3 protein-coding genes (1 of these 3 cut by a window edge) are annotated in these 25,245 nt (G+C 76.5%); all 3 read right to left on the bottom strand.

The genetic code is table 11. The features are described from left to right. Positions 1-15: 15 nt before the first annotated feature. Tightly spaced (at most 29 nt apart), the 3 genes in view from GA0070603_RS00370 to GA0070603_RS00360 form a layout consistent with a single transcriptional unit that may run on beyond the window. Positions 16-876, bottom strand: a complete 861-nt coding sequence (locus tag GA0070603_RS00370) for an SDR family oxidoreductase (RefSeq protein WP_091305505.1) — start codon at positions 874-876, stop codon at positions 16-18. Further along, positions 873-1,568, bottom strand: a complete 696-nt coding sequence (locus GA0070603_RS00365) for a thioesterase II family protein (RefSeq protein WP_091305502.1) — start codon at positions 1,566-1,568, stop codon at positions 873-875. Before GA0070603_RS00365 ends, GA0070603_RS00370 begins: the two co-directional genes overlap by 4 nt. A gap of 29 nt (positions 1,569-1,597) precedes the next feature. Further along, positions 1,598-25,245: the 3' portion of a non-ribosomal peptide synthetase gene (locus GA0070603_RS00360; RefSeq protein WP_091305499.1), read on the bottom strand. The gene runs 2,593 nt beyond the window's last position; 23,648 of the gene's 26,241 nt are visible here — the last part of the coding sequence; its start codon lies beyond the right edge, outside the window — the gene reads right to left on this strand; the stop codon is at positions 1,598-1,600.

The following is a 25,245-nucleotide window of genomic DNA, read 5'->3' as shown; positions in this document are numbered from 1 at the left end:
TGCTCTCCCTGGGGTTCAGCGGGTGGTGAATCCGCCGTCGACGGTGAGGACGGAGCCGGTGACCTGTCGGGACTCGTCGGAGGCCAGCCAGACGGCGGCCGCGGCGACGTCCTCCGGCTCGATCAGGGCGTTCATGGGCTGCGCCTGAAGGAAGGTCTCCTCGTGCTCGGCGACCGGCACGTCGAGGGAGCGGGCGATCTCGGAGAGCATCCGCCCCTCCACCGCGTGGTCGTCGCGGACCGAGCCGGGGCAGAGCGCGTTGACCCGGACCTTCATGGGGGCGTAGTCCAGGGCGGTGGCCCGGGTGAGGCCGACGATGCCGTGCTTGGCCGCCACGTACCCGGCGAAGTGCCGGTAGCCGACCAGCCCGGCGGTGGAGGCCACGTTGACGATGCTGCCGGCGCGCCGGGCGGTCATCACCCCGCCGACGGCCTTGGTCATCCGCCAGGCCCCGGAGAGGTCGACGTCGATCATGAGGGACCACTCGTCCTCGGTGATCTCGTCGGCGGTCTTCCCGGACGGCGCCGCGATGCCGGCGTTGTTGACCAGCACGTCGACCGTGCCGAAGCGCTCGCACGCCTGCTCCACGGCGGCCACCAGCGCGGCCAGGTCGCGGACGTCGGCGCGGACCGGCAGCACGGCGGCGCCCAGGTCGCGGCAGAGCGTGACGGTGTGCGCGAGCTGACTGGCGGTGCCGAGCGGGTAGGGCACCCCGGGCAGGTCCTCGGCGCGGTCGAGCAGCACGAGGTCGGCGCCCTGGGCCGCGAAGGCGGTGGCGCAGGCCCGGCCGATGCCGCGCGCCGCGCCGGTGACGATGGCGGTCTTCCCGGCGAGCCGCGCCGCGCCGGCGGTACTGGTGGGGGCGTCGGCGCTCATCCGCGGGCCAGCTCGCTCTCGACGAGCCGGAGCAGCCCGGCGGCGTCCTCGGTGAGGTACATGTGCCCGCCGTCGACCTCGACCTGGGTGAACTCGCCGCTTGTCGCCTTGCTCCACTCGCCGGTCTGCGCGGTGGTGACCAGTTCGTCGTCCCGGCCGTGCACGGCCGTGATCGGGACGGGCAGCGGCTCGTCGCAGCCCGGCCGGTAGTTCTCGTGCATCTCCACGTCGGCGCGGAGGATGGGCAGGATCAGCTCGCGCATCTCCTCGTCGGCGAGGGCCTCGTGGTCGTAGCCGGCGAACTCGCGTACCCGGAGCAGGAAGTCGTCGTCGGCGAGGCCGGTGGCCCGGTTGGTGCGTGCGGTCCACGGGCCGGGGCTGCCGCTGACGATCAGCCGGGTGACCGGGGCGCCGCGGGCGACCAGCCGGTGCGCCAGCTCGTAGGCGAGCACCGCGCCGAGACTGTGCCCGAAGAGGGCGACCGGCCCGTCGACCTGCTCGACCAGGCCGGGCAGCAGCCCGTCGGCGGCCGTCGCCACGTCGGTGTACGGCTCCTCGGCGAGCCGCCACTCCCGCCCGGGCGGCTGGAGCGCGACGATCCGCAGCCGCTCCCCGACGAGCGCGGCCCACGGGTGGAAGAAGGAGGCGCCGGCGCCCGCGAAGGGTACGCACACCAGCGAGGTGGGTTGCATGTCGTTCCTCTCTCCGTTGGGGTGGGGCGTCAGGCCGCCGGTCCGTCGTCGGGCAGCCAGGCCGCGACGGCCTGCCAGACCTGGCCGAGGATGTCGGGGCGGACCAGTTCGTCGTGCGAGCAGGGCAGGGCCCGTTCGGTGACGGTGCCGGTGACGTGCCGGGCCCACCGGCCGGCGACCGGCTCGCCGTCGGGGGCGCTGTCGGTGGAGGTGAGCAGCAGGGCGTCGCCGTCGAACACCCGGTAGCGGTGCCCGGCGCGGACCACCGTGTTGTTCTGCACGACCCGGGCCAGGAGGCCGACCTCGTCGTCGGAGAAGCCGGCGATCACGTGCCCGAACTCGGCCCGGATCAGCTCCTCCCAGGGCACCTCCTCGGCCGGGGCCCCGGGCTCGTCGTCCTCGTCCGGCGGGTAGGAGTCCATGATGACCAGGAACACCCGCTCGCCCTGCTCGCGGAGCTGCACGGCGATCTCGTGGGCCGGCGCGACCCCGAAGGAGAAGCCCACCACGAGGTACGGCCCGGACGGCTGCACCGCCCGCATCCGCGTCACGTAGTCGGCGGCCATCTCGCGCAGCGAGGGGGCGAGCGTGCCGACGCCGTCAAGGCCGCTGGCCTGGAGGCCGTAGATCGGGTACGCCTCCGGCACGTGCCGGGCCAGCGGCATGTAGCACCAGCTCAGGCCGCCGGCGGGGTGGACGCAGAACAGCGGGGGCCGGTCGCCGCCGGTGCGGATCGGCAGCAGCACGTCGAGCGAGGCCCGCACCGAGGAGAGGCTCAGGGTGTTCATGAGCCCCGTGACGGTGGGGCTGGCCATCACCTCCTGCACGGTGACCGCGATGCCGCGGACCTTGAGCCGCTGCACCAGGGCGACGGCGAGCAGCGAGTGCCCGCCGAGGGTGAAGAAGTCGTCGTCGACGCCGACCGTGGGCAGGCTGAGCACCTCGGCGAACGCCTCGCAGATGCGTTCCTCCAGCACGGCCAGGGGGCCGGGGGCGACCCGGGCCGTCCCGCCACCCCCGGCGGGCGTGCCCGGCGCGGGCAGGGCGGCCCGGTCGAGCTTGCCGTTGCCGGTCAGCGGCAGCGCGTCGAGTGCGACGAACGCGGCCGGCACCAGGTATCCGGGCAGCCGCTCCTCGACGTACGCCCGCACGGTGTCGGTGACCTCCGCGCCGGCCTCGACCGCGACCAGGTAGGCGACCAGGCGCTTGTCGCCGGGGGTGTCCTCGCGGACCAGCACGGCCGCCTGCGCCACCACCGGGTGGGCGGCCAGGACGGCCTCGACCTCACCGGGCTCGACCCGGTAGCCGCGGATCTTCACCTGCTCGTCGGCGCGGCCGACGAAGACGAGCGTCCCGTCCGGCGTCCAGCGCACCTGGTCGCCGGTGCGGTACATCCGGCCGCCGCCGAACGGGTCGGCCACGAACCGCTCGGCGGTCAGCCCCGGCCGGCCGGCGTAGCCCCGGGCCACACCGGCGCCGGCCACGTACAGCTCCCCCGGCACACCCACCGGAACGGGTTGGAGCCGGTCGTCAAGCACGTAAACGCGGGTGTTGTCCAGGGGGCGGCCGATGGGCAGGACGTCGCCCACCTGGGTCGGGTCGGTGACCACGTGGTGCGTGGCGCAGAGAGTGATCTCGGTCGGGCCGTACATGTGCCGGACCCGGACCCCCGGGTTGGCCTCCAGGACGCGGCGGACCGCCGGGGCGGGCACCACGTCGCCGCCGGTGAGCACCTCGCGCAGCCCGGCGAAGCAGGCCGGGTCCTGCTCGGCGAGCACCCGCAGCAGGCCCGCCGTCACATGGACGTGGGTGAGGTCGTGGCTGGTGACCAGGTCGCGCAGCACCGCCGGCTCGATGGCGCCGGCCGGGGCGACGACCACGGTCCCGCCGGAGAGCAGCGGCACCCAGATCTCGTAGGTCGACGCGTCGAACGCGTGCGGCGCGTGGAACAGCACCCGGGGCGTCCTCCCCCACCCCCGGTCGTACGCGAGGCGCACCACGTCCCGGTGGGTGGTCACCACGCCCTTCGGCACCCCGGTCGAGCCCGACGTGTACATCGAGTACACGGCCGCGGACGGGGTCACCGGGGGCAGCGCGGTTCCGGGCGCGTCCTCGTGGGTGTCGGCGGCCACGATGACGGCGTCGCCGGCCGCGGCGACGAACTCGTGCCCGGCGGTCGGCGCGTGCACCAGCACCACCCGGGCGCCCGCGTCGGCGGCCACCGTCCGCATCCGGGCGAGCGGCCAGGCCACGTCCAGCGGCAGGTACACGCCGCCGGCCCGGACCACGGCCAGCAGCGCCACCACCAGCTCGGCGGAGCGTTCCATGACCACGGCCACCGGCGACTCGGGGCCCACGCCCGCCGCGACCAGGCGACGGGCCAGCCGCCCGGCCCGGGCGTCCAGCTCGGCGTAGGTCAGGGTCACGTCACCGGACACCAGGGCGACCCCGTCCGGGTCGGCGGCCACCCGGGCGGCGAACGCCTCGGCCACCGTCAGGTCCGCCGCCGGCGTGGCCGTGTCGTTCCAGTCGACCAGGACCCGCCGCCGCTCGGCCGGGTCGAGCACGTCGACGCCGGTCAGCGGGAGGTCGGGTCCACCGTCGAGCCCGGCCTCCAGCGCGTCCACCAGGTTCGCGGTGGCGGTCGCCAGCAGCGCGCAGACCGCGTCGGGGCGGACCGGGGAGACGGCGTTGACGTTCACCCGCAGCCCCGCGCCGTCGTCGTCCACGGCGACCGACATCGGGTAGTTGGTGCGCTCCCGCATGGACAGCGCGCGGATGCCCTCGATCTCCTCCTCGCCGTGCGCGGCGGCCTGGCCGGGGGTGTTGTGCCGGTAGTTGAACAGCGCGGTGAACAGCGGCGCGCTGCCGGCCAGGCCGCTGGCCTGCTGCGCGGTGGTGAGCAGCGCGTGCTCGTGTTCCAGGAGCGCGGCGAGCTGGTCCCGCATCGCGGTGACCGCGGCCGCCGCGCCGGTGCCGCCGACCCGCACCCGGACCGGCAGGGTGTTGATGAACGGGCCGGGCACCCGGTCCGCACCCGTGCTCAACCGGCCGAAGAGGATGGTGCCGAACACCACGTCGTCGCGGCCGGCCACGGCGGCGAGCACCCGGGCCCAGGCCACGTGCAGCACGGTCGCCGGGCTCACCCCGAGCCGGCGCGCCACGTCCCGGACCCGCGCGGACACCTCGGGCGCCAGCGGCAGTCCGGCGCGGACCAGGCCGGCGCCGTCGCCGTGCACGTCGAGCAGGCCGTACGGGGCGGTCGGTTCGGTCACGTCGCCGAGCAGGTCGGCGAAGTAGCGCTGGTGCTCGTCGGTGGAGATCCCGGCGCGGGCCTGCGCCACGAAGTCGCGGAACGGCACCGGCGGGGGCAGCTGGTCGCCGCGGCCGAGCAGGATCGCCCGGACCTCGTCGAGCAGCACCTCCAGGCCCATGTGGTCCTGGACCATGTGGTGCACCCGGAGCAGCGCCAGCCAGGTCCCGTCGGGGCGGGGCGTGGCGTGGATGCTCAGCAGCGGCGCGGCGCCCAGGTCCATGGCCAGCCCGACGGTCTCCCGGAGCCGGTCAGCCGGGTCGCCGTCGCCCGGTTCGAGGGTCACCTCCCGCACCGGCAGCATGGCCCGCCGCCACACCACCTGCACCGGCTCGCGCAGCCCCTCCCAGACCACCGCCGAGCGGTAGACGTCGTTGCGGTCGATGACCTGCTGCAACGCGGCCGCGAACGCGTCCAGCCGGGCCCGGGAGTCGAACTCCACGAGGGCCGGCATGACGTAGACGTCCTCGCGGTCCCGGCCGGCCATGAGGTGGTGGAAGAGCATGCCCTCCTGGAGCGGGGCGAGCGGGTAGACGTCGGCGACGTTCGCCGCGCCGCCCGGCACGGTGGCGACCACCGTGGCGATCTCCTCGTCGGTGAGCTCGACCAGCGGCAGCATCTCCGGGGTGAGCCGGTCCGCGCCGGCGGGGATCCGGTTCGCCGGCACGGCCAACTGCTCCCGGCCGGCGGCGGCGGCCAGCCCGGCCACCGTCGGGGTCTGGAACAGCGCCCGCACCGACACCGACACGCCACGCTGGCGCAGCCGCTCGACAAGCGTGACGGCCAGCAGCGAGTGCCCGCCGAGGGCGAAGAAGTCGTCGTCCACGCCGACGGCGGGCAGCCCGAGCACCGCGGCGAAGACCGCGCAGATGGTCTCCTCGCGGGGGGTCTCCGGGCCGCGCCCGGCGCCCGCGCCCGCGCCGAACTCGGGGGCCGGCAGGGCACGCCGGTCGAGCTTGCCGTTGGCGGTGACGGGCAGCGCGTCGAGGACCACCACGGCGGCCGGCACCAGGTACGCCGGCAGCCTCCCGGCGAGGTGCCCGCGGACCGCCTCGGGCAGGCCGGCCGCGTCGACGTCCGGGCCGGCCGGCACGACGTAGCCGACCAGCCGCGGGTCGCCCGGCACGTCCTGGCGGGCCAGCACCACGGCCTCGGCCACGTCCGGGTGGGCGGCCAGCGCGGCCTGCACCTCGCCCGGCTCGATCCGGAACCCGCGGATCTTCACCTGCTCGTCGACCCGGCCGGCGAACACCAGTTGCCCGTCGGCCGACCAGCGGACCCGGTCGCCGGTGCGGTACATCCGCTGCCCGTCGCCGTCGAACGGGCAGGCCACGAAGCGCTCCCCGGTGAGCCCGGCCCGGCCCAGGTAGCCGCGGGCGAGTTGGGTGCCGGCCAGGTACAGCTCGCCGACCACGCCCGGCGGGACCGGGGTGAGGTGGTCGTCGAGGACGTACGCGCGGGTGTTGGCGATCGGCCGGCCGACGGGCGGGACGCCGGCCACGTCGTCGTCGGTCCACCAGGCGGTGGCGTAGACGGTGGCCTCGGTCGGGCCGTAGATGTTCGCCACCCGCACCCCGGGCAGCGCGCCGCGGACCCGGTTGACCGCCGACGCGGTGAGCGCCTCGCCGGCCAGCACCACGGTGCGGGCGGCGGCGCGCACGTCGTCGCCGAGGACCCGGGACAGCGCGGAGGGCACCGCGCTGATGAGGCTCGCCGACCAGCCGGCGCCCGCCCGGTCGGTGAGCGCCAGGAGATCCGGGACCACCTCGATGCTGCCGCCGGAGACCAGCGGCCCGAACAGCTCGAAGACCGACACGTCGAAGTTGAGCGAGGTGGCGGCGAGCACCCGGGAGAACTCCTCCCGGCTGAACGTCCCGGCCGCCCAGGTGAGCAGGCCGACGGCGGTGCGGTGCTCGATCACCACGCCCTTGGCCCGGCCGGTGGAGCCGGAGGTGTAGATGACGTACGCCCGGTGCCCGGGCAGCAGCGGGGCCCGCCGGTCGGCGTCGGTGAGGTCGGCGCCGGGCAGGGCGGCCAGTTCGGCCGCGACAGCCGGGTCGTCCAGCAGCACGGTCGCCGGCGCGCCGGCGGGCAGCGTCGCCGCCGGGCCGGTCGCGGTGAGCACGCAGACCGCCTCGGCGTCGCCGAGCAGGAAGCCGACCCGGTCCGCCGGGTACGCCGGGTCGACCGGCAGGTACGCGGCGCCGGCCTTCCAGACGCCCAACAGGGCGGCGATCGTGTCGGCCGAGCGGGGCAGGCAGACCGCCACCACCGACTCCGGTCCGACGCCCCGGCCGACGAGGTGCCGGGCGATCCGGTTGGCCCGGGCGTCCAGTTCGGCGTAGGTCAGCCGGGTCCCGCCGCAGGTCACCGCCGTCGCGTCCGGGGTGCGGGCGACCTGGGCCGCGAACAGCGCCGGCACGGTGGTGTACGGCACCGGCAGGGCGCTGTCGTTCCAGCCGGCGAGCACGGCCCGCCGCTCGTCGGAGTCGAGCACGTCGACCTGGCTGACCCGCAGGTCCGGGTCCTGGGTGACGGCGTCGAGCACCCGGACCAGGCGGTCGGCGATCCGTTCCGCCGAGGCCCTGTCGAACAGGTCGGCGGCGGCGATCAGCGCGCCGTCCAGCCCAGCGGGCGTGCCGTCGGCGTCGAACGCCTCGCCGATCGTCACCTCCAGGTCGAACTTGGCCGCGGTGAGCCCGACCGGCAGGCCACCGGTGCGGGCCCCGGCCAGCTCGCCGCCGGCCGCGGCCGTGTTCTGGAGGGTGAGCATCACCTGGAAGATCGGGTGCCGGGCCAGCGAGCGGGCCGGGGCCAGCTCCTCTACCAGCCGCTCGAACGGCACGTCCTGGTTCTCGTAGGCGGCCAGGCCGGTGGCGCGGACCCGGGCCAGCAGCCGGCGGAAGGTGGGGTCGCCGCTCAGGTCGGTGCGGATCACGAGCGTGTTGACGAAGAAGCCGACGAGCTCGTCGAGCCCCTGGTCGGTGCGGCCGGCGATGGCCGAGCCGATGGGCACGTCCCGGCCGGCGCCGAGGCGGGACAGCAGGGTGGCGAAGGCGGCCTGGAGCACCATGAAGACGGTGACGCCCTCGGCCCGGGCCACCTCGCGCAGCCGCGCGTGCACCTCGGCGGGCACCCGCAGCGGCACGTCGTGGCCGCGGTGGCCGGCCTCGGCGGGGCGGGGCCGGTCGACGGGCAGCTCCAGTTCCTCCGGCGCGCCGTCCAGGGCGGCCCGCCAGTAGGCGACCTGCCGGGCGAGCACGCTCTCCGGGTCGTCGTCGGCGCCGAGCAGGTCCCGCTGCCAGAGCGCGTAGTCGGCGTACTGCACCGGCAGCGGGGTCCACTCGGGGGCCCGGCCGGCGCGGCGGGCCGCGTACGCGGTGGCGAGGTCGCGGGCCAGCGGGGCCATCGACCAGCCGTCGCCGGCGACGTGGTGCACCAGCAGGACGAGCACGTGCTCGGTCGGGCCGGCGGTGAACAGCCAGGCGCGCACCGGCAGGTCGACGGCGAGGTCGAAGGAGGTGGCCGCCGCCTCCCCGGCCGCGTCGGCGAGCCGGTCGGCGGGCGTCGGCACCACGCGGAGCGCGAAGCCGCACCCGTCGAGCGGCAGCACCCGCTGGTACGGCTCGCCGTCGGCGACCGGGAACACGGTGCGCAGCACCTCGTGCCGGCCGACCACGTCGCGTAGCGCGGCGGCCAGCGCGTCGGTGTCCACCGGCCCGTCGATCCGCTGCGCGAGGGGGATGTTGTAGGTGGCGTTCGGCCCTTCGAGGCGGCCGAGGAACCACAGCCGCCGCTGCGCGTACGACAGGGGCACCCGGTCGGGGCGGCGCCGGGCGGTGAGCGCGGGCCGGTCGGGCGCGACGGCCCGGGCGAGCCGGTCGGCCAGGCCGGCCGGGGTGGGCGCCTCGAACACCGCGCGGATGGGCAGTTCCGCGCCGAGCACCACCCGGACCCGGCTGACCAGCCGGGTGACCAGCAGCGAGTGCCCGCCGAGGGCGAAGAAGTCGTCGTCCGGCCCGACCGTGGGCCGGCCCAGCACCTCGGCGAAGACGCCGCAGAGGATCTCCTCCCGGGCGGTGGCCGCCGGCCGGCCGTTCCCGGCGCTCTGCTCGGGTGCGGGCAGGGCGGCCCGGTCGACCTTGCCGTTGGCGGTCAGCGGCAGCGCCGGCAGCGGCACCACTGCGGCGGGGAGCAGGTAGTCGGGGAGCCGGTCGGCGGCGTGCGCGCGCAGCGCGGCCACCAGGGCGTCACCCAGCGCGGACCTGTCGGCTGGCACCACGTACGCGACCAGCCGCTTCTCGCCGGGGGTGTCCTCGCGGACGGTGACCACGGCGCGGGCCACCTCCGGGTGGCCCGCGAGGACCGCCTCGGCCTCGCCGGGCTCGACGCGGAAGCCGCGCAGCTTGACCTGCGCGTCGGCCCGGCCGACGAAGACCAGCCGCCCGTCGGGGTCGCGGCGCACCAGGTCGCCGGTGCGGTACATCCGCTCCCCGGGCGCGAACGGGCAGGCCACGAAGCGTTCGGCGGTGAGGCCGGGCCGGCCGGCGTAGCCGCGGGCCAGGCCGGCGCCGGCGGTGTACAGCTCGCCGACCACCCCGGCCGGGACCGGCCGCAGCGCCGCGTCGAGGACGTACACCCGGGTGTCCGGGACGGGCGCGCCGATGGGCACCGGCCCGGTCAGGTCGTCGGGGCGTACCGGGTGGACGGTGGTGAATGTGGTGTTCTCCGTCGGGCCGTACCCGTTGACGAGCTGGACGTGCGGCAGCCGCTCCAGCAGGGCGCGGCAGTGCGCCGGGGAGAGCACGTCGCCGCCGGCGAGCAGCTGGCGCAGGCCGGCCAGCGCGGTGACGTCGGCGTCGACCACCTCGTGGAAGAGGCCGGCGGTCAGCCAGAGCGTGCTCACCCGGCGGTCGGTGAGGAAGGCACTCAGCTCGGCCACCGACAGCGCGCCGGGCGGGGCCACGGCCAGGGTGGCGCCGGTGAGCAGGGCGCCCCAGATCTCGAAGGTGGCCGCGTCGAAGGAGACGGAGGCGAGCTGCGCCACCACGTCGCCGGGGCCGAGCGGGGCCACCCCGGGGGCGCGGACCAGCCGGTCGATCGCCGCGTGCGGCACCACGACGCCCTTGGGTCGGCCGGTGGAGCCGGAGGTGAACATGACGTACGCCGGGTGGTCGGGGCGGAGTGCGGCGGGCCCGGCCGGGTCGGCGGCGTCGAGCGCGGCCCGGGTGGCCGGGTCGTCGAGGACCAGCCGGTCGACCGCCACCGGCAGCGCGGTGGTCACCGCGCTCGTGGTGAGCAGCAGCCGCGGCGCGGCGTCGGCGACCATGTCGGCGATCCGGCCGGCCGGGTAGCCGGGGTCGACGGGCAGGTAGGCGCCGCCGGCCCGGAGGATCGCCAGCAGCGCCACGACGAGGTCGGCGGAGCGGTCCACCAGCACGCCGACCACGGTCTCCGGCCCGACCCCGCGGTCGCGCAGCAGCCGCGCCAGCCGGCCGGCGCGGGCGTCCAGTTCGGCGTACGTCCAGGCGCCGGCCGCGTCGACAAGGGCCACCCCGTCCGGGGTACGCGCCACCTGCGCGGCGAACGCGCCGGGGACGGTCAGCGCCGGCACGCCCCGGCCGGTGCGGTTCGGCTCCTCGACCAGCCGCCGGTGGCCGTCGCCGTCCAGCACCGGCACGGCGGCCAGCGGGGTGTCCGGCGCGTCGGTGAGCGTGTCGACCAGGTGCGCCAGGCAGGTGTGCAGCAGCGCGCACACGTCGTCCGGATCGGCCGGGGCCACCGCGTCGACGCTGAGCAGGAACCGCTCCCCCAGGTCGTCGACGGAGACGGTGACCGGGTAGTTGCTCCGCTCCCGGGAGGCCACCTGCTCGATGCCGTCCACCCCGTCGTCGGCGGGCCCGCCGGCCGGGGGCGCGCTGTGCCGGAAGTTGAACAGGGCCGTGAACAGCGGCTGCCCGTTCGGCACCCCGCTGGCGGTCTGGGCGACGGTGAGCGGGGCGTGCTCGTGCGCCAGCAGCTCGGCGAGCTGGAGGCGCAGGGCGGCCAGCGCGTCGCCGGCGCCGCCGTCGAGGCGTACCCGCACGGGCAGGGTGTTGATGAACGGGCCGAGGACCCGGGCGTCGCCGCCGCCGGCGCCCAGCCGGCCGGAGAGGACGGTGCCGAAGACCACGTCGTCCCGGCCGGCGAGGGCGCCGAGGACCCGCGCCCAGGCCAGGTGGAACAGGGTGGCCGGGCTGACGCCGTGGGAGCGGCCGAGCCGGCGTACCCGGTCGGCCAGGTCGTCGGCGACGAAGCGTTGCGCGCCGCGCAGGTCGGCGGCGTCGCCGTGCGCGTCGGTGAGGCCGTACGGGGCGGTGGTCTCGGTGACGTCGCCGAGCAGGGCCCGGAAGTGCGCCTCCTGGGCGTCGCGGGAGGCGCCGAGCCGCGCCCGGGCCACGAACTCGCGGAACGGCAGCGGGTCGGGCAGCTCGTTGCCGCGCCCGGTCAGGAACGCCAGCACCTCGGCGAGCAGCGTCTCCAGGGCGGTGTGGTCCTGCACGAGGTGGTGGATGCGCAGCAGGCCCAGCCAGCGGCCGGTGCCCGGCTCGGCGGCCACCCGCACCCGCAGCAGCGGCGGGCGGTCCAGCGCCAGCCAGGCGCCGCCGTCGGCGAGCAGCGCGGCGACCGGGTCGGCGGCGCCGGCGAGGCTCACCTCCTCCACCGGCAGCTCGACGTGCCGGGCCACGACCTGCACGGGCTCGCGCAGCCCGGCCCAGACCACGGCGGTGCGGTAGATGTCGTGCCGGCGCACCACCGCCGACAGGGCGGCGAGGAAGTCGTCGAGCCGGTCGCGGGTGGCGAACCGGAGCACGGTGGGCAGCACGTAGACGTCGTCGCCGTCCCGGTCGGCCATCAGGTGGTGGAAGAGGATGCCCTCCTGGAGCGGGGCGAGCGGGTAGATGTCGGCGACGTTGGCCGCCCCGCCGGGGACCGCCGCGACCACGGTGGCCAGCTCCTCCGGGGTGAGGTCGACCAGCGGGAGCATCTCCGGGCCGATCTCCCGGGCGCCGTCGGGGATCCGGTTGGGCGGCACGGGCACCGACGCGACGCCCGTGGCGGCGGCCAGGCCAGCCGGGGTGGGCGTGGTGAACAGCGCCCGCACCGGCACTGTCACGCCGAGCCCGCGCAGGTGCTCCACCAGGGCGACGGCGAGCAGCGAGTGCCCGCCGAGGGCGAAGAAGTCGTCGTCCACCCCGACGGCCGGCAGGCCGAGCACGGCGGCGAACGCGGCGCAGAACAGCTCCTCGCGGGCGTCGGCGGGGGCCCGGCCGGCCCCGGCGGCGTGGTCCGGGGCGGGCAGCGCCCGGCGGTCCACCTTGCCGTTGGCGGTCAGCGGCAGCGCGTCGAGCACCACGACCGTCGACGGCACCAGGTACGCCGGCAGCAGCCCGGCGAGGTGCCCGCGCAGCGCGGCGACGTCCACCCCGGCGGGGCCGGCCGGCACCACGTAGCCGACGAGCCGCCGGTCCCCGGGGCTGTCCTCGCGGACGGTGGCGGTGGCGCGGGCGACGGCGGGGTGCCCGGCCAGCGCGGCCTCCACCTCGCCCAGCTCGATCCGGAAGCCGCGGATCTTCACCTGGTCGTCGGCGCGGCCGACGAACGCGAGGCTCCCGTCGGCCCGCCAGCGGACCACGTCGCCGGTGCGGTACATCCGCTCCCCGGCGGTCCCGTACGGGCAGGCCACGAAGCGCTCGGCGGTGAGGTCGGGGCGGTTCTGGTAGCCCTGGGCCACCTGGGCGCCGGCCAGGTACAGCTCGCCGGGGCAGCCGACCGGGACGGGCCGCAGCGCGGCGTCCAGCACGTACGCCCGGGTGTTCCACAGGGGACGGCCGATCGGCACCTGGCCGGCCGGCTCGCCGCCCAGCTCGGCGGTGGTCGCCCAGACGGTGACCTCGGTCGGGCCGTACAGGTTGGTCACCGAGCGGGCCCGGGCGGTCAGCGCGGCGGCCTGGGCGGGCGGCAGCGCCTCACCGCCGACCAGCACCCGCAGCCCGGCCAGCGCGTCGGCGTGCCCGGCCGCGAGGGCGTGCCACCAGGCGGGGGTGGCCTGGGCGACGGTCACCCCGGCCCGGCGGATCAGCGCGGCGGCGGCCGCCGGGTCGCGGACCACTGCCTCGTCGGCGAGGACCACGGCGGCGCCGGCGAGCAGCGGCAGGTACAGCTCCAGCACGTGGATGTCGAAGGCCACAGTGGTGACGGCGAGCAGCCGGTCGTCCGGGGTGAGCGGGGTGGTGGCGGCCATGGCGGCGAGGAAGTTGGCCAGCGCGCCGTGCGGGACCACGACCCCCTTGGGCCGGCCGGTGGATCCGGAGGTGTAGATGACGTACGCCGGGTGCTCGGGGCGCGGCGTGGCCGCCGGCGCGGGGGCGGCCTCGGCCAGCCCGGACACGGTGGCCGGGTCGTCGAGCAGCAGCGCGCCGGCGGCACCGGCGAGGGCGGCGTTGCCGGCGCGGGCCCGCGTGGTGGTGAGCAGCAGCGCGGGCCGGGCGTCGGTGAGCATCCAGCCGACCCGCTCGGCCGGGTACCCGGGATCGATCGGCAGGTAGGCGGCGCCGGTGCGCAGCACCGCGAGCAGGGCGACGACCAGGTCGGCGGTCCGGTCCAGGCAGATTGCGACCAGCACGCCGGGGCGCGCGCCGCGGACGGCGAGGTACGCGGCGAGCCGGTCCACCCGGGCGGCCAGTTCAGCGTGGTCGAGCCGGGTCTCCCCGGCGAGCAGGGCGAGAGCACCCGGGGTGGCGGCGGCCCGGTCGCGGATGAGGTCGGCGACGGGCCGGGCGGGCACCTCGGCGTCGGTGGCGTTCCACTCCTCGACCACCCGCCGGTGCTCGGCCGGGTCGAGCACGTCGACGGTGCTCAGCCGGGCGCCGGGGTCGGCGGCGAGCCCGCCCAGGACGCGGACCAGGTAGCCGGCGACGCGCTCGACGGTGTGCCTGTCGAACAGGTCGGCGGCGGCGATCAGGGTGCCGCTCATCCCGGCCGGCGCGCCGTCCGGGTCGTACGCCTCGGTGAGGCTGACGTCCAGGTCGAACTTGGCCGGCACGTCGTCGGTCGGGAACGACTCGGTGGACAGCTCGGGCAGCCGGGGTGCGGAACCGGCGCCGGTGGCCAGGTTCTGGAGGGTGAGCAGCACCTGGAACAGCGGGTGCCGGGCCAGCGAGCGGGCCGGGGCCAGCTCCTCGACGAGCCGTTCGAACGGCACGTCCTGGTGGGCGTACGCGTCCAGGGCGGTCTCCCGCACCCGGGCCAGCAGCTCCGCCACGGTCGGGTCACCGGACAGGTCGGTGCGCATCACGAGGGTGTTGACGAAGAACCCGACAAGGTCGTCGAGGCCCTGATCGGTGCGCCCGGCCACGGCCGCGCCGATCGGCACGTCGGTGCCCGCACCGAGCCGGGACAGCACCACCGCGAGGGCGGCCTGCACGGCCATGAACACGGTCACCCCGGTCGCGCGGGCCAGCCCGACGACGTCGCGGTGCAGGTCGGCGGGCACGTCGACCTCGACCAGGTGCCCCCGGTACGAGGGCTGCGCCGGGCGGGGCCGGTCGGTGGGCAGCTCCAGCTCCTCGGGCGCGCCGGCCAGCACCGCCCGCCAGTGGGCGACCTGCCGGGCCACGGTGCTGTCCGGGTCGTCCTCGGCGCCGAGCAGCTCCCGCTGCCAGAGGGCGTAGTCGGCGTACTGCACCGGCAGCGGGGTCCACTCGGGGGCCCGGCCGGCGCGGCGGGCCGCGTACGCGGTGGCGACGTCGCGGGACAGCGGGCCCATCGACCAGCCGTCCGCGGCGATGTGGTGCACCACCAGCACGAGCACGTGCTCGTCCGGTGCGGCGGCGAAGAGGGTGACGCGCAGCGGCACCTCCACGGCCAGGTCGAACGGGTACGCGGCGGCCTCGGCCACGCGGGCGGCCAGCTCGGCCCGGCGCACCTCGACCACGTCGACCCGGACGCCGGTCTCCGCGACCGGCAGCACCCGCTGGTGCGGCTCGCCGTCGGCGACCTCGTAGACGGTGCGCAGCACCTCGTGCCGGTCGAGCACGTCCCGCACCGCCGCGTCCAGCGCGGCCCGGTCCAGGTCGCCGGTGAGGCGCAGCGCCACCGGGATGTCGTAGGTGGCGCTGGGTCCTTCGAGCTGGCCGAGGAACCACAGCCGGCGCTGCGCGAAGGAGAGCGGCACCCGGTCGGGGCGGGGCCGGGCGGTCAGCGCGACCCGGCCGGCTCGCGCGTCGCGCAGCCGGGCGGCGAGCGCCGCCGGGGTACGCGCCTCGAACAGCGCCCGGATGGGCACCTCCAGCCCGAGCAGCGCCCGGACCCGGCTGACCAGGCGGGTGGCGAGCAGCGAGTGCCCGCCGAGGGTGAAGAAGTCGTCGTCCACGCCGACCCGGTCGAGGCCGAGCACGTCGGCGAAGGCGGCGCAGAGCAGCTCCTCGCGGGCGTCGACCGGGGCCCGGCCGGCCGTGCCGCCGTGGTCGGGGGCGGGCAGGGCGGCGCGGTCGAGCTTGCCGTTGACGGTCAGCGGCAGCGCGTCGAGGGTCACGAACGCGGCCGGCACGAGATGCGCGGGCAGCCGTTCGGCGGCGTGCTCCCGCACGGCGTCGGCGATGGGCGCGCCGGCCTCGGCGGGCACCAGGTACGCGACGAGCCGCGGGTCGCCGGGGATGTCCTCGCGGACCACCACGGCGGCCTGCGCGACGGCCGGGTGGTCGGCCAGCACGGCGCGCACCTCACCCGGCTCGATCCGGAAGCCGCGGATCTTCACCTGGTCGTCGGCCCGGCCGGCGAAGACGAGCTGCCCGTCGGCGGTCCACAAGGCCCGGTCGCCGGTGCGGTACATCCGCTCCCCCGGCGCGTACGGGCAGGCCACGAAGCGTTCGGCGGTGAGGCCGGGCCGCCCGACGTAGCCGCGGGCGAGCTGCCGGCCGGCCACGTACAGCTCGCCGGTGACGCCGACGGGCACCGGCTGGAGCCGGTCGTCGAGCACGACGAGGCGGTTGCCGGCGACCGGGCCGCCCATGGGGACCCGCCCGTCGGGGCCGACGTCGACGGCGCCGGCGGTGACCATGACCGTCGCCTCGGTCGGCCCGTACGTGTTGACCAGGTTCCGGCCGGCGGACCAGGCGCGGGCCTGGGCGGTGCTGATGGGCTCGGCGCCGACCAGGATGGTCCGCACGTCGGGCAGTTCGGCGGGGTCGAGGGTGGCCAGCAGGGACGGGACCACGCTGGTGGCGGTGATCCGCTGGTCGCGGACCAGGGCGGTGAGGCGCGCGGTGTCGGCGCGCTCGGCGGGCGCGGCGACCACCAGGGTGCCGCCGGCCACCAGGGTGACCGCCACGTCGAGCACGGAGGCGTCGAAGCTGAACGAGGCGAACTGGAGCACCCGGACGCCGGGGGCGGCGCCGAGCACCGGGCCGTAGTGCACCGCCATGCTGGTCAGGGCGGCGTGCGCGACGGCGACGCCCTTGGGCCGGCCGGTCGACCCGGAGGTGTAGATGACGTAGGCGAGCTGCTCGGGCGTGACCCGGGGCAGCGTCCGGTCGGCGTCGTCCGCGCCGAGGTCGTCGAGGCGCAGCGCCGGCCGGCCGGGCAGCCGGTCGACCAGCTCGCCGGGGCCGGCCACGAGGGCGGCGCCGCTGTCGGCCAGCATGAACTCCAGCCGGTCGAGGGGGTACTCCGGGTCCAGCGGCACGTACCCGACGCCGGCCCGCCAGGCGGCGACGACGGCCACCACCATCTCGGGTCCGCGCGGCAGGCAGAGCCCGACCACCGACTCGGCGCCGAGACCGCGGGCCAGCAGCGCCCGGGCCAGCCGGGCGGAGCGCTCGTCCAGCTCGGCGTAGGTCAGGGTGACGCCGTCGCCCACGACGGCGAGCGCGCCGGGGTCGGCGGCGGTCCGCGCGGCGATCAGGTCCGGCACTGTCGCCGTGGGCCGGATCCCGGCCGGCGGCGCGGGGAGCACCCGGCGCCGCTCGTCGGCGTCGAGCACCCCGACGGCGGCCAGCGGCGTGCCGGGCGCCTCGTCGAGGGCCGTGACCAGGTTGGCCAGGGCCGTGGTGAGCAGGGCGCAGACCTGCGCCGGGTCGACCGGCGACACGGCGGTGGCGGTGAGCCCGAAGTGCGGCCCGTCCACGTCGACGGCGACGTCGAGGGGGTAGTTGGTCTGCTCGCGGGCGAAGACGGTGTGCATGCCGCGCATGCCGTCGCCCGCGCCGGCCGGAGCCTGGTTGTGCCGGTAGTTGAAGATCGACGTGAAGACGGGGCTGCCGCCGGGCAGGCCGCTGGCGGCCTGGGCGAGGGCGAGCGGGGCGTGCTCGTGCACGAGCAGGTCGGCGAGCTGCGCGCGCAGGCCGTCGAGCGCCTCGGCGACGCCGTGCCCGGCGAGCCGGACCCGGACGGGCAGGGTGTTGATGAAGAGGCCGGGCACCCGGTCGGCGCCGGCGCCGGCGTTCATCCGGCCGAACAGGACGCTGCCGAAGACCACGTCGTCCCGGCCGGACACGGTGCCGAGCACCCGGGCCCAGGCCAGGTGGAACACGGTGGCGGGGCTGACCCCGTGGGTACGGGCCACCGCCCGGATCCGCTCGGCGAGCGCGTCGTCGACCCGGACGTGGGCGTGCACCGCCGCGGCGCCGTCGCCGTGCACGTCGGTGAGCCCGTACGGGGCGGTCGGCTCGGTGACGTCGCCGAGGAGGCGGGCGAAGTGCCGCTGGTGTTCCTCCCGGGAGAGCCCGAGCCGGGCCTGGGCGACGAACTCGCGGAACGGCACGGGCGGCGGCAGCTCGTCGCCGCGCCCGTCGAGGAACGCCTGGAGCTGGTCGAGCACCACGTCCAGGGCGGTGTGGTCCTGCACGAGGTGGTGGACGCGGAGCAGGGCGAGCCAGGCGCCGCCGGCCTCCCCGGCCACGTGCACGTGCAGCAGCGGCGCCGTGCCGAGGTCCATCCGGTCGCCGGCGGCGGCCAGCAGCTGGTCGACCGGTTCGGCGCCGGCCGGGTCGAGCGCGACCTCGCGTACGGGCAGCGGGGCGTGCCGCAGCACCACCTGCACGGGTTCGCGCAGCCCCTCGTGGACGATCGCGGTGCGGTAGACGTCGTTGCGGTCGACCACCCGCTGGAGGGCGGTCAGGAACGCGTCGAGCCGGTCCCGGGAGTCGAAGCGAACCACTGTCGGGGTGACGTAGACGTCGGCGCCGTCGTCGAGCAGGTGGTGGAAGAAGATGCCCTCCTGGAGCGGGGCCAGGGGGTAGACGTCGGCCACGTTCGCCGCGCCGCCGGGGACGGCGGCCACCACTGTGGCGACCTCGGCGTCGGTGAGGTCGACAAGCGGCAGCATGGCCGGGGTGATCTCGTCGGCGCCGTCGGGGATGAGGTTCGGCGGGACGGCCACCGCGCCGCCGCCGGCCACGGCGGCCAGCCCGGCCGGGGTGGGCGTGGTGAACAGGGCCCGCACGGACAGGCTGACGCCACGCTCGCGGAGCCGTTCGACGAGGGAGACCGCGAGCAGGGAGTGCCCGCCGAGGGCGAAGAAGTCGTCGTCCACGCCGACCCGGTCGATGCCGAGGACCTCGGCGAACGCCTGGCAGATCCGCTCCTCCCGGGCGGTGGCCGGCGCACGGCCGGCGCCGGCCGTGCCCGCGTAGTCGGGGGCGGGCAGGGCCTTGCGGTCCAGCTTGCCGTTGACGGTCAGCGGCAACGCGGCCAGCACCACGAGGGTCGACGGCACGAGGTAGCCGGGCAGCCGCGCGGCGGCGAAGTCGCGGACGGCCCCGGCCAGGTCGGCCTGTTCGGCGCCCTCGGCGGGCACCAGGTAGCCGACGAGGCGGGTGTCGCCGGTGTCCCGCCGGGCCACCACGGCGGCCTGCCCGACGGCGGGGTGGTCGGCGAGCACGGCCGCCACCTCGCCGGGCTCGATACGGAAGCCGCGGATCTTCACCTGGTCGTCGGCGCGCCCGGCGAAGACCAACCGGCCGTCCGCCGTCCACCTCGCCCGGTCGCCGGTGCGGTACATCCGCTCCCCCGGCTCGAACGGGCAGGCCACGAAGCGCTCCCCGGTCAGGCCGGCCCGGCCCACGTAGCCGCGGGCGAGTTGGGCGCCGGCCACGTACAGCTCACCGACGACGCCCGGCGGCACCGGGTTGAGCCACTCGTCGAGCAGGTACACCGACAGGCCGGGCAGGCCGCGGCCGATCACGCTGCCGGCGTCCGCGTCGGCCGGTTCGAGGGCCTGGTAGGTGACGTGCACGGTGGTCTCGGTGATGCCGTACATGTTGACCAGCCGCGGCCCGGTCTCGCCGTGCCGGGCCCACCAGCCGGCCAGCCGGGCCGGGTTGAGGGCCTCGCCGCCGAAGACGACGGCGCGCAGCGCGCCGGGCCGCAGGCCGGCGGCGAGAAGCTGGTAGAAGGCCGACGGGGTCTGCGACAGCATCGTCACGCCCTCGCGGGCGACGAGGTCGGCGAACTCCTCCGGGGAGCGGGAGACGGCGTACGGCACCACGACGACGCGGCCGCCGTGCAGCAGGCCGCCCCAGATCTCCCAGACGGAGAAGTCGAACGCGAACGAGTGGAACCAGGTCCACACGTCGTCGGCGCGGAAGTCGAACAGGTCACCGGTGGCGGCGAAGAGGGCCACCACGTCGCGGTGCGGCACCAGCACGCCCTTCGGGGTGCCGGTCGACCCGGACGTGTAGATCACGTACGCCGGGTGCTCGGGGCGCAGCGGGCGGGTGCGGACCGCGCGGCCCGTGCCGGCGGCCGGGTCGGGCTCGTCCAGCACCAGCACGGGCGCGCCGGGCGGCACCACCGCCACGTGTGCGGTGCTGGTGAGCACGCAGGCCGCGGCCGCGTCGGCGAGCACGAAGGCGATCCGCTCGGCCGGGTACGCCGGGTCGACAGGCAGGTACGCGGCACCGGCCTTGAGAACGCCGAGCAGCGCCACCACGAGGTCGGCGGTGCGGGCCATGACCACACCGACCAGGGACTCCGGCCCCACGCCGTGCGCGACGAGCCGGCGGGCCACCGCGTCGGCGCGGGCGTCGAGTTCGACGTACGTGAGCCGGATGTCGCCGTCGGTGAGCGCGACGGCGTCGGGGGTGCGGGCGGCCTGCGCCTCGAACAGGTCGGGCAGGGTGACCTCCGGGACCCGCACCGGGGCGGCGTTCCAGTCGGTGAGGATCCGGCGGCGCTCGTCGGCGTCGAGCAGGGGCAGCGCGCCGATCCGCCGTCCGGGGTCTCGGGTGAGCGCGTCAAGGATCCGAACGAGGCGGTCGGCGAGGCGCGCGGCGGTGTCCGGCTCGAACAGGTCGGCCGCGGCGATCAGCGCGCCGCGCAGCCCGGCGGGAGCGCCGTCGGCGTCGTACGTCTCGTCGAAGCTGACGTCCAGATCGAACTTGGCGGGCACCGCGCCGGTCGGCACCACGGTCGCGGTCAGGCCGGGCAGGTCGGCGCGGGGGCCGCCGGACCGGTCGGCGTTCTGGAGGGTGAGCATCACCTGGAACAGCGGGTGCCGGGCCAGCGAGCGGACCGGCGCCAGCTCCTCGACCAGCCGCTCGAAGGGCACGTCCTGGTGGGCGAGGGCCTGCAACGAGTTCTCCCGCACCCGGGTGAGCACCTCGGCGACCGTCGGGTCGCCGGTCAGGTCGGTGCGCATGACCAGGGTGTTGACGAAGAACCCGACGAGGTCGTCGAGCGCCGGGTCGGTGCGCCCGGCCACCGCCGCGCCGACCGGCACGTCGGTGCCGGCGCCGAGCCGGGACAGCAGCACGGCCAGCCCGGCCTGAAGGGTCATGTACAGGGTGACGCCGTGCCGGCGGGCCAGCCGGTGCAACCTGTCGTGCAGCTCCGCGGGGACGTCCAGGTCGACGAGGTGCCCGCGGTGGCTGGCCTCGGTGGGGCGGGGCCGGTCCGCGGGCAGGTCCAGTTCCTCGGGTACGTCGGCCAGGGCCCGCCGCCAGTGGTCGAGTTGGGCGGCGGCCAGGCTGTCCGGGTCGTCCTCGGCACCGAGCAGGTCGCGCTGCCAGAGGGCGTAGTCGGCGTACTGCACCGGCAGCGGCGCCCAGTCGGGGGCCTCGCCGCGGAGCCGGGCGGTGTACGCGGCGGAGACGTCGGCGGCGAGCGGGGCCATGGAGGCGCCGTCGCCGGCGATGTGGTGCACGACGAGGACCAGCACGTGCTCGTCGGGGGCGACGGCGAGGAGGGTGGCGCGCAACGGCAGGTCAGCGGCCAGGTCGAAGGGGTACGCGGCGGCCTCCGCGACCCGGTCGGCCACCTCGTCGGCGGTCACCTCGACGACCTCGACGCGGAAGCCGGTCTCCTCGACGGGCAGCACCCGCTGGTACGGCTCGCCGCCGGCGACGGCGTACCCGGTGCGCAGCACCTCGTGCCGGGCCAGGACGTCGCGGAGCGCAGCGTCGAGGGCGGCCCGGTCGAGGTGGCCGGTGAGCCGCAGCGCGACGGGGATGTTGTAGGTGGCGCTCGGCCCCTCCAACTGGCCGAGGAACCAGAGCCGGCGTTGCGCGAACGAGAGCGGGACGCGCTCGGGGCGCGGCCGGGCGGTCAGCGCGACACGGCCCGCGCCGGCGCGGTCCAGCCGGTCGGCCAGCGCGGCCGGGGTGCGGGCCTCGAACAGGGCGCGGATGGGCAGTTCCACGCCGAAGACCGCGCGGATCCGGCCGACGAGGCGGGTGGCGAACAGGGAGTGCCCGCCGATGGCGAAGAAATCGTCGTCCATCCCGACGGCGGGCAGGTCGAGCACGTCGGCGAAGACCTGGCAGAGCAGTTCCTGCTGGGCGGTGGCCGGTGCGCGGCCGGTGCCGCCGGCGGTCCAGTCGGGGGCGGGCAGGGCGGCCCGGTCGAGCTTGCCGTTGCCGGTCAGCGGCAGGGTGTCCAGCTCCACGAACGCGGCGGGCACCAGGTATCCGGGCAGCCGCTCCTCGACGTACGCCCGCACGGTGTCGGTGACCTCCGCGCCGGCCCCGGCCGGGACCAGGTAGGCGACCAGGCGCTTGTCGCCGGGGGTGTCCTCGCGGACCACCACGGCGGCCTGCGCCACCGCCGGGTGGGCGGCCAGCACCGCCTCGACCTCACCGGGCTCGACCCGGTAGCCGCGGATCTTCACCTGCTCGTCGGCGCGGCCGACGAAGACGAGCGTCCCGTCCGGCGTCCAGCGCACCTGGTCGCCGGTGCGGTACATCCGGCCGCCGTCGAACGGGTCGGCCACGAACCGCTCGGCGGTCAGGGCGGCGCGGCCCAGGTAGCCCCGGGCCACACCGGCCCCGGACACGTACAGCTCCCCCGGTACACCCACCGGCACGGGCTGGAGGCGGTCGTCGAGGACGTACACGCGGGTGTTGTCCAGGGGGCGGCCGATGGGCAGGACGTCGCCGACCTGGGTCGGGTCGGTGGCCTCGTGCTGGGTGGCGCAGAGGGTGATCTCCGTGGGGCCGTAGAGCTGCCGCACCCGCAGGTCGGGGTTCGCGTCCAGGACGCGGCGCACCGCGTGCGCGGGCACCACGTCACCGCCGGTCAGCAGTTCCCGGATCCCGGTGAAGCAGGTCGGGTCCTGCTCGGCCAGCACCCGCAGCAGACCGGCGGTCACGTGGACGTGGGTCAGGTCGTGGCCGGTCACCAGAGCACGGATCGCCGCCACGTCCGGCACCCCCGCAGGGGCGACGACCACGGCCCCGCCGGACAGCAGCGGCACCCAGATCTCGTACGTGGACGCGTCGAACGCGTGCGGCGCGTGGAACAGCACCCGCGGCGTCTCGCCCCAGCAGCGGTCCCGCGCCAGGCGCACCACGTCCCGGTGGGTCGTCACCACGCCCTTCGGCACACCGGTCGAGCCCGACGTGTACATCAGATACGCCACCGACACCGGCGACACCGCCGCCGGCAGATCCGCCACGGCGTCAGGCGAGCCGACCAGATCCGACCGCAGCAGCGTCAGCCCCTCGGCGCCGGTCACGAACTCGTGCCCGGCCGTCGCCTCATGCAGCACCACCACCCGGGCGCCGGCGTCGGCGGCCACCGTCCGCATCCGCGCGAGCGGCCACGCCACATCCAACGGTAGGTAGGCCCCACCGGCCTTCAGCACCGCCAGCAACGCCACCAGCAACTCCGCCGAGCGCTCCATAACCACGGCCACCGGCGACTCCAGGCCCACACCCGCCGCCACAAGGCGACCGGCCAGCCGCTCGGCCCGCGCATCCAACTCGGCGTAGGACAGCGACACGTCACCGGAGACCACGGCGAGCCCGTCCGGATCGGCCTCCACCTGCGCGGCGAACGCCTCCGGCACCGGCACGTCCGCAACCGGCACCGCCGTGTCGTTCCAGTCGACCAGGACCTGCCGCCGCTCGGCCGGGTCGAGGGCGGCCACGGCGCGCAGCGGGGTGGCCGGCGCGTCGGCCAGGGCGGTGACGAGGTTGTCCAGGCAGGCGACCAGCAGGGCGCCGACCTTCGCGGGGGCGGCGGGGGCCATGGCGTCGACGGTGAGGCTGAAGGCCGCCTCGTCGGCGTCGACGGCCACCGCGAGGGGGTAGTTGGTGAGGTCGCGGGCGGAGACCACCCGCATGCCGTCCAACTCCTCGCGCGCGGCGGAGGGCTGGCTGTGCCGGTAGTTGAAGATCGACGTGAAGACGGGGCTGCCGCCGGGTAGGCCGCTGGCGGCCTGGGCGAGGGCGAGCGGGGCGTGCTCGTGCACGAGCAGGTCGGCGAGCTGGTCGCGCATGCCGGTGACCGCGTCGGCGACGCTGTCCCGGTCGAGGCGGACCCGGACGGGCAGCGTGTTGATGAACAGGCCGGCGACCCGGTCGGCGCCCGCGCCGCCGTTCATCCGGCCGAACAGGACCGTGCCGAAGACGACGTCGTCGCGGCCGGAGGCGGCGGCGACGGCCCGGGCCCAGGCGAGGTGGAACAGGGTGGCGGGGCTGACCGCGTGGGCGCGGGCCAGCTCGCCGACCCGGCGGGCCAGGTCGCCGTCGACGCGCAGGTGGGCCTGGGCGGAGGCCATGCCACCGGCGTGCACGTCGAGCAGCCCGTACGGGGCGGTCGGCTCGGTGACGTCGCCGAGCAGGTCGGCGAAGTAGCGCTCGTGCTCGGCGCGCGGGACGCCGAGCCGGGTCGCCGCGACGAACTCGCGGAACGGCACCGGCGGGGGCAGTTCGTCGCCGCGCCCGGCGAGGTAGGCGCGGAGTTCGTCGAGGAGCACGTCCAGCGCCGTGTGGTCCTGGACGAGGTGGTGGACGCGGATGAGGGCGAGCCACCGCCCGGTGCCGGGTTCGGCGGCGACGCCGGCGGTCATGAGCGGCGCGCGGCGCAGGTCCATGCCGGCCGTGCCGGCGGCGAGGAGCTGGTCGGCCGGGTCGGGGCCGGACGGGTCGAGGCGCAGTTCGGCGACGGGGAGTTCGGCGTGGCGCAGCACCACCTGGACGGGTTCGCGCAGGCCCTCCCAGAGGACGGCGGTGCGGTAGACGTCGGTCCGGTCGACGACCCGCTGGAGGGCGGCGAGGAAGTCGTCGAGGCGGCGCCGGTCGTCGAACTGGACGACGACGGGGGTGACGTAGACGTCGTCGCCGTCGCGGTCGGCCATGAGGTGGTGGAAGAAGATGCCCTCCTGGAGCGGGGCCAGGGGGTAGACGTCGGCGATGTTGGCCGCGCCGCCGGGCACGGCGGCCACGACGGTCGCCAGTTCCGCCTCGGTGAGGTCGACGAGCGGCAGCATGGCCGGGGTGAGGGCGGTGGCGCCGTCGGGGATGAGGTTCGGCGGCACGACCACGTCGCCGCTGCCGGCGACGGCGGCCAGGCCGGCCGGGGTGGGGGTGGTGAACAGCGCCCGGACGGACACCGGCACGCCCCGCCGGCGCAGCCACTCGACAAGCGACACCACGAGCAGCGAGTGGCCGCCGAGGGCGAAGAAGTCGTCGTCGACGCCGACCCGGTCGACGCCGAGCACGTCGGCGAACGCCTGGCAGATCAGCTCCTCCCGGACGGTGGCCGGGGCCCGCCCGGCACCGGCGCCTTCGGCGTAGTCGGGGGCGGGCAGCGCCGCGCGGTCGAGCTTGGCGTTGACGGTGAGCGGCAGCGCGTCGAGCGGGACGAGCGCGGACGGCACCATGTAGCCGGGGAGCCGTTCGGTGGCGTGAGCGCGCACGGCGGCCACGAGCCCGTCGTGGTCGGCGCCCTCGGTCGGCACCAGGTAGCCGACGAGCCGGATGTCGTCGGGGCTGTCCTCGCGGGCGATCACGGCGACCTGGGCGACGTCGGGGTGTTCGGCCAGCACGGCCTCGACCTCGCCGGGCTCGATGCGGAACCCGCGGATCTTCACCTGGTCATCCG

It is taken from the genome of Micromonospora chersina, assembly GCF_900091475.1.
GTDB classification, from domain to species: domain Bacteria; phylum Actinomycetota; class Actinomycetes; order Mycobacteriales; family Micromonosporaceae; genus Micromonospora; species Micromonospora chersina.
Note: the sequence above shows the minus strand (reverse complement) of the source record. Positions and strands in the feature narration are given on the sequence as shown.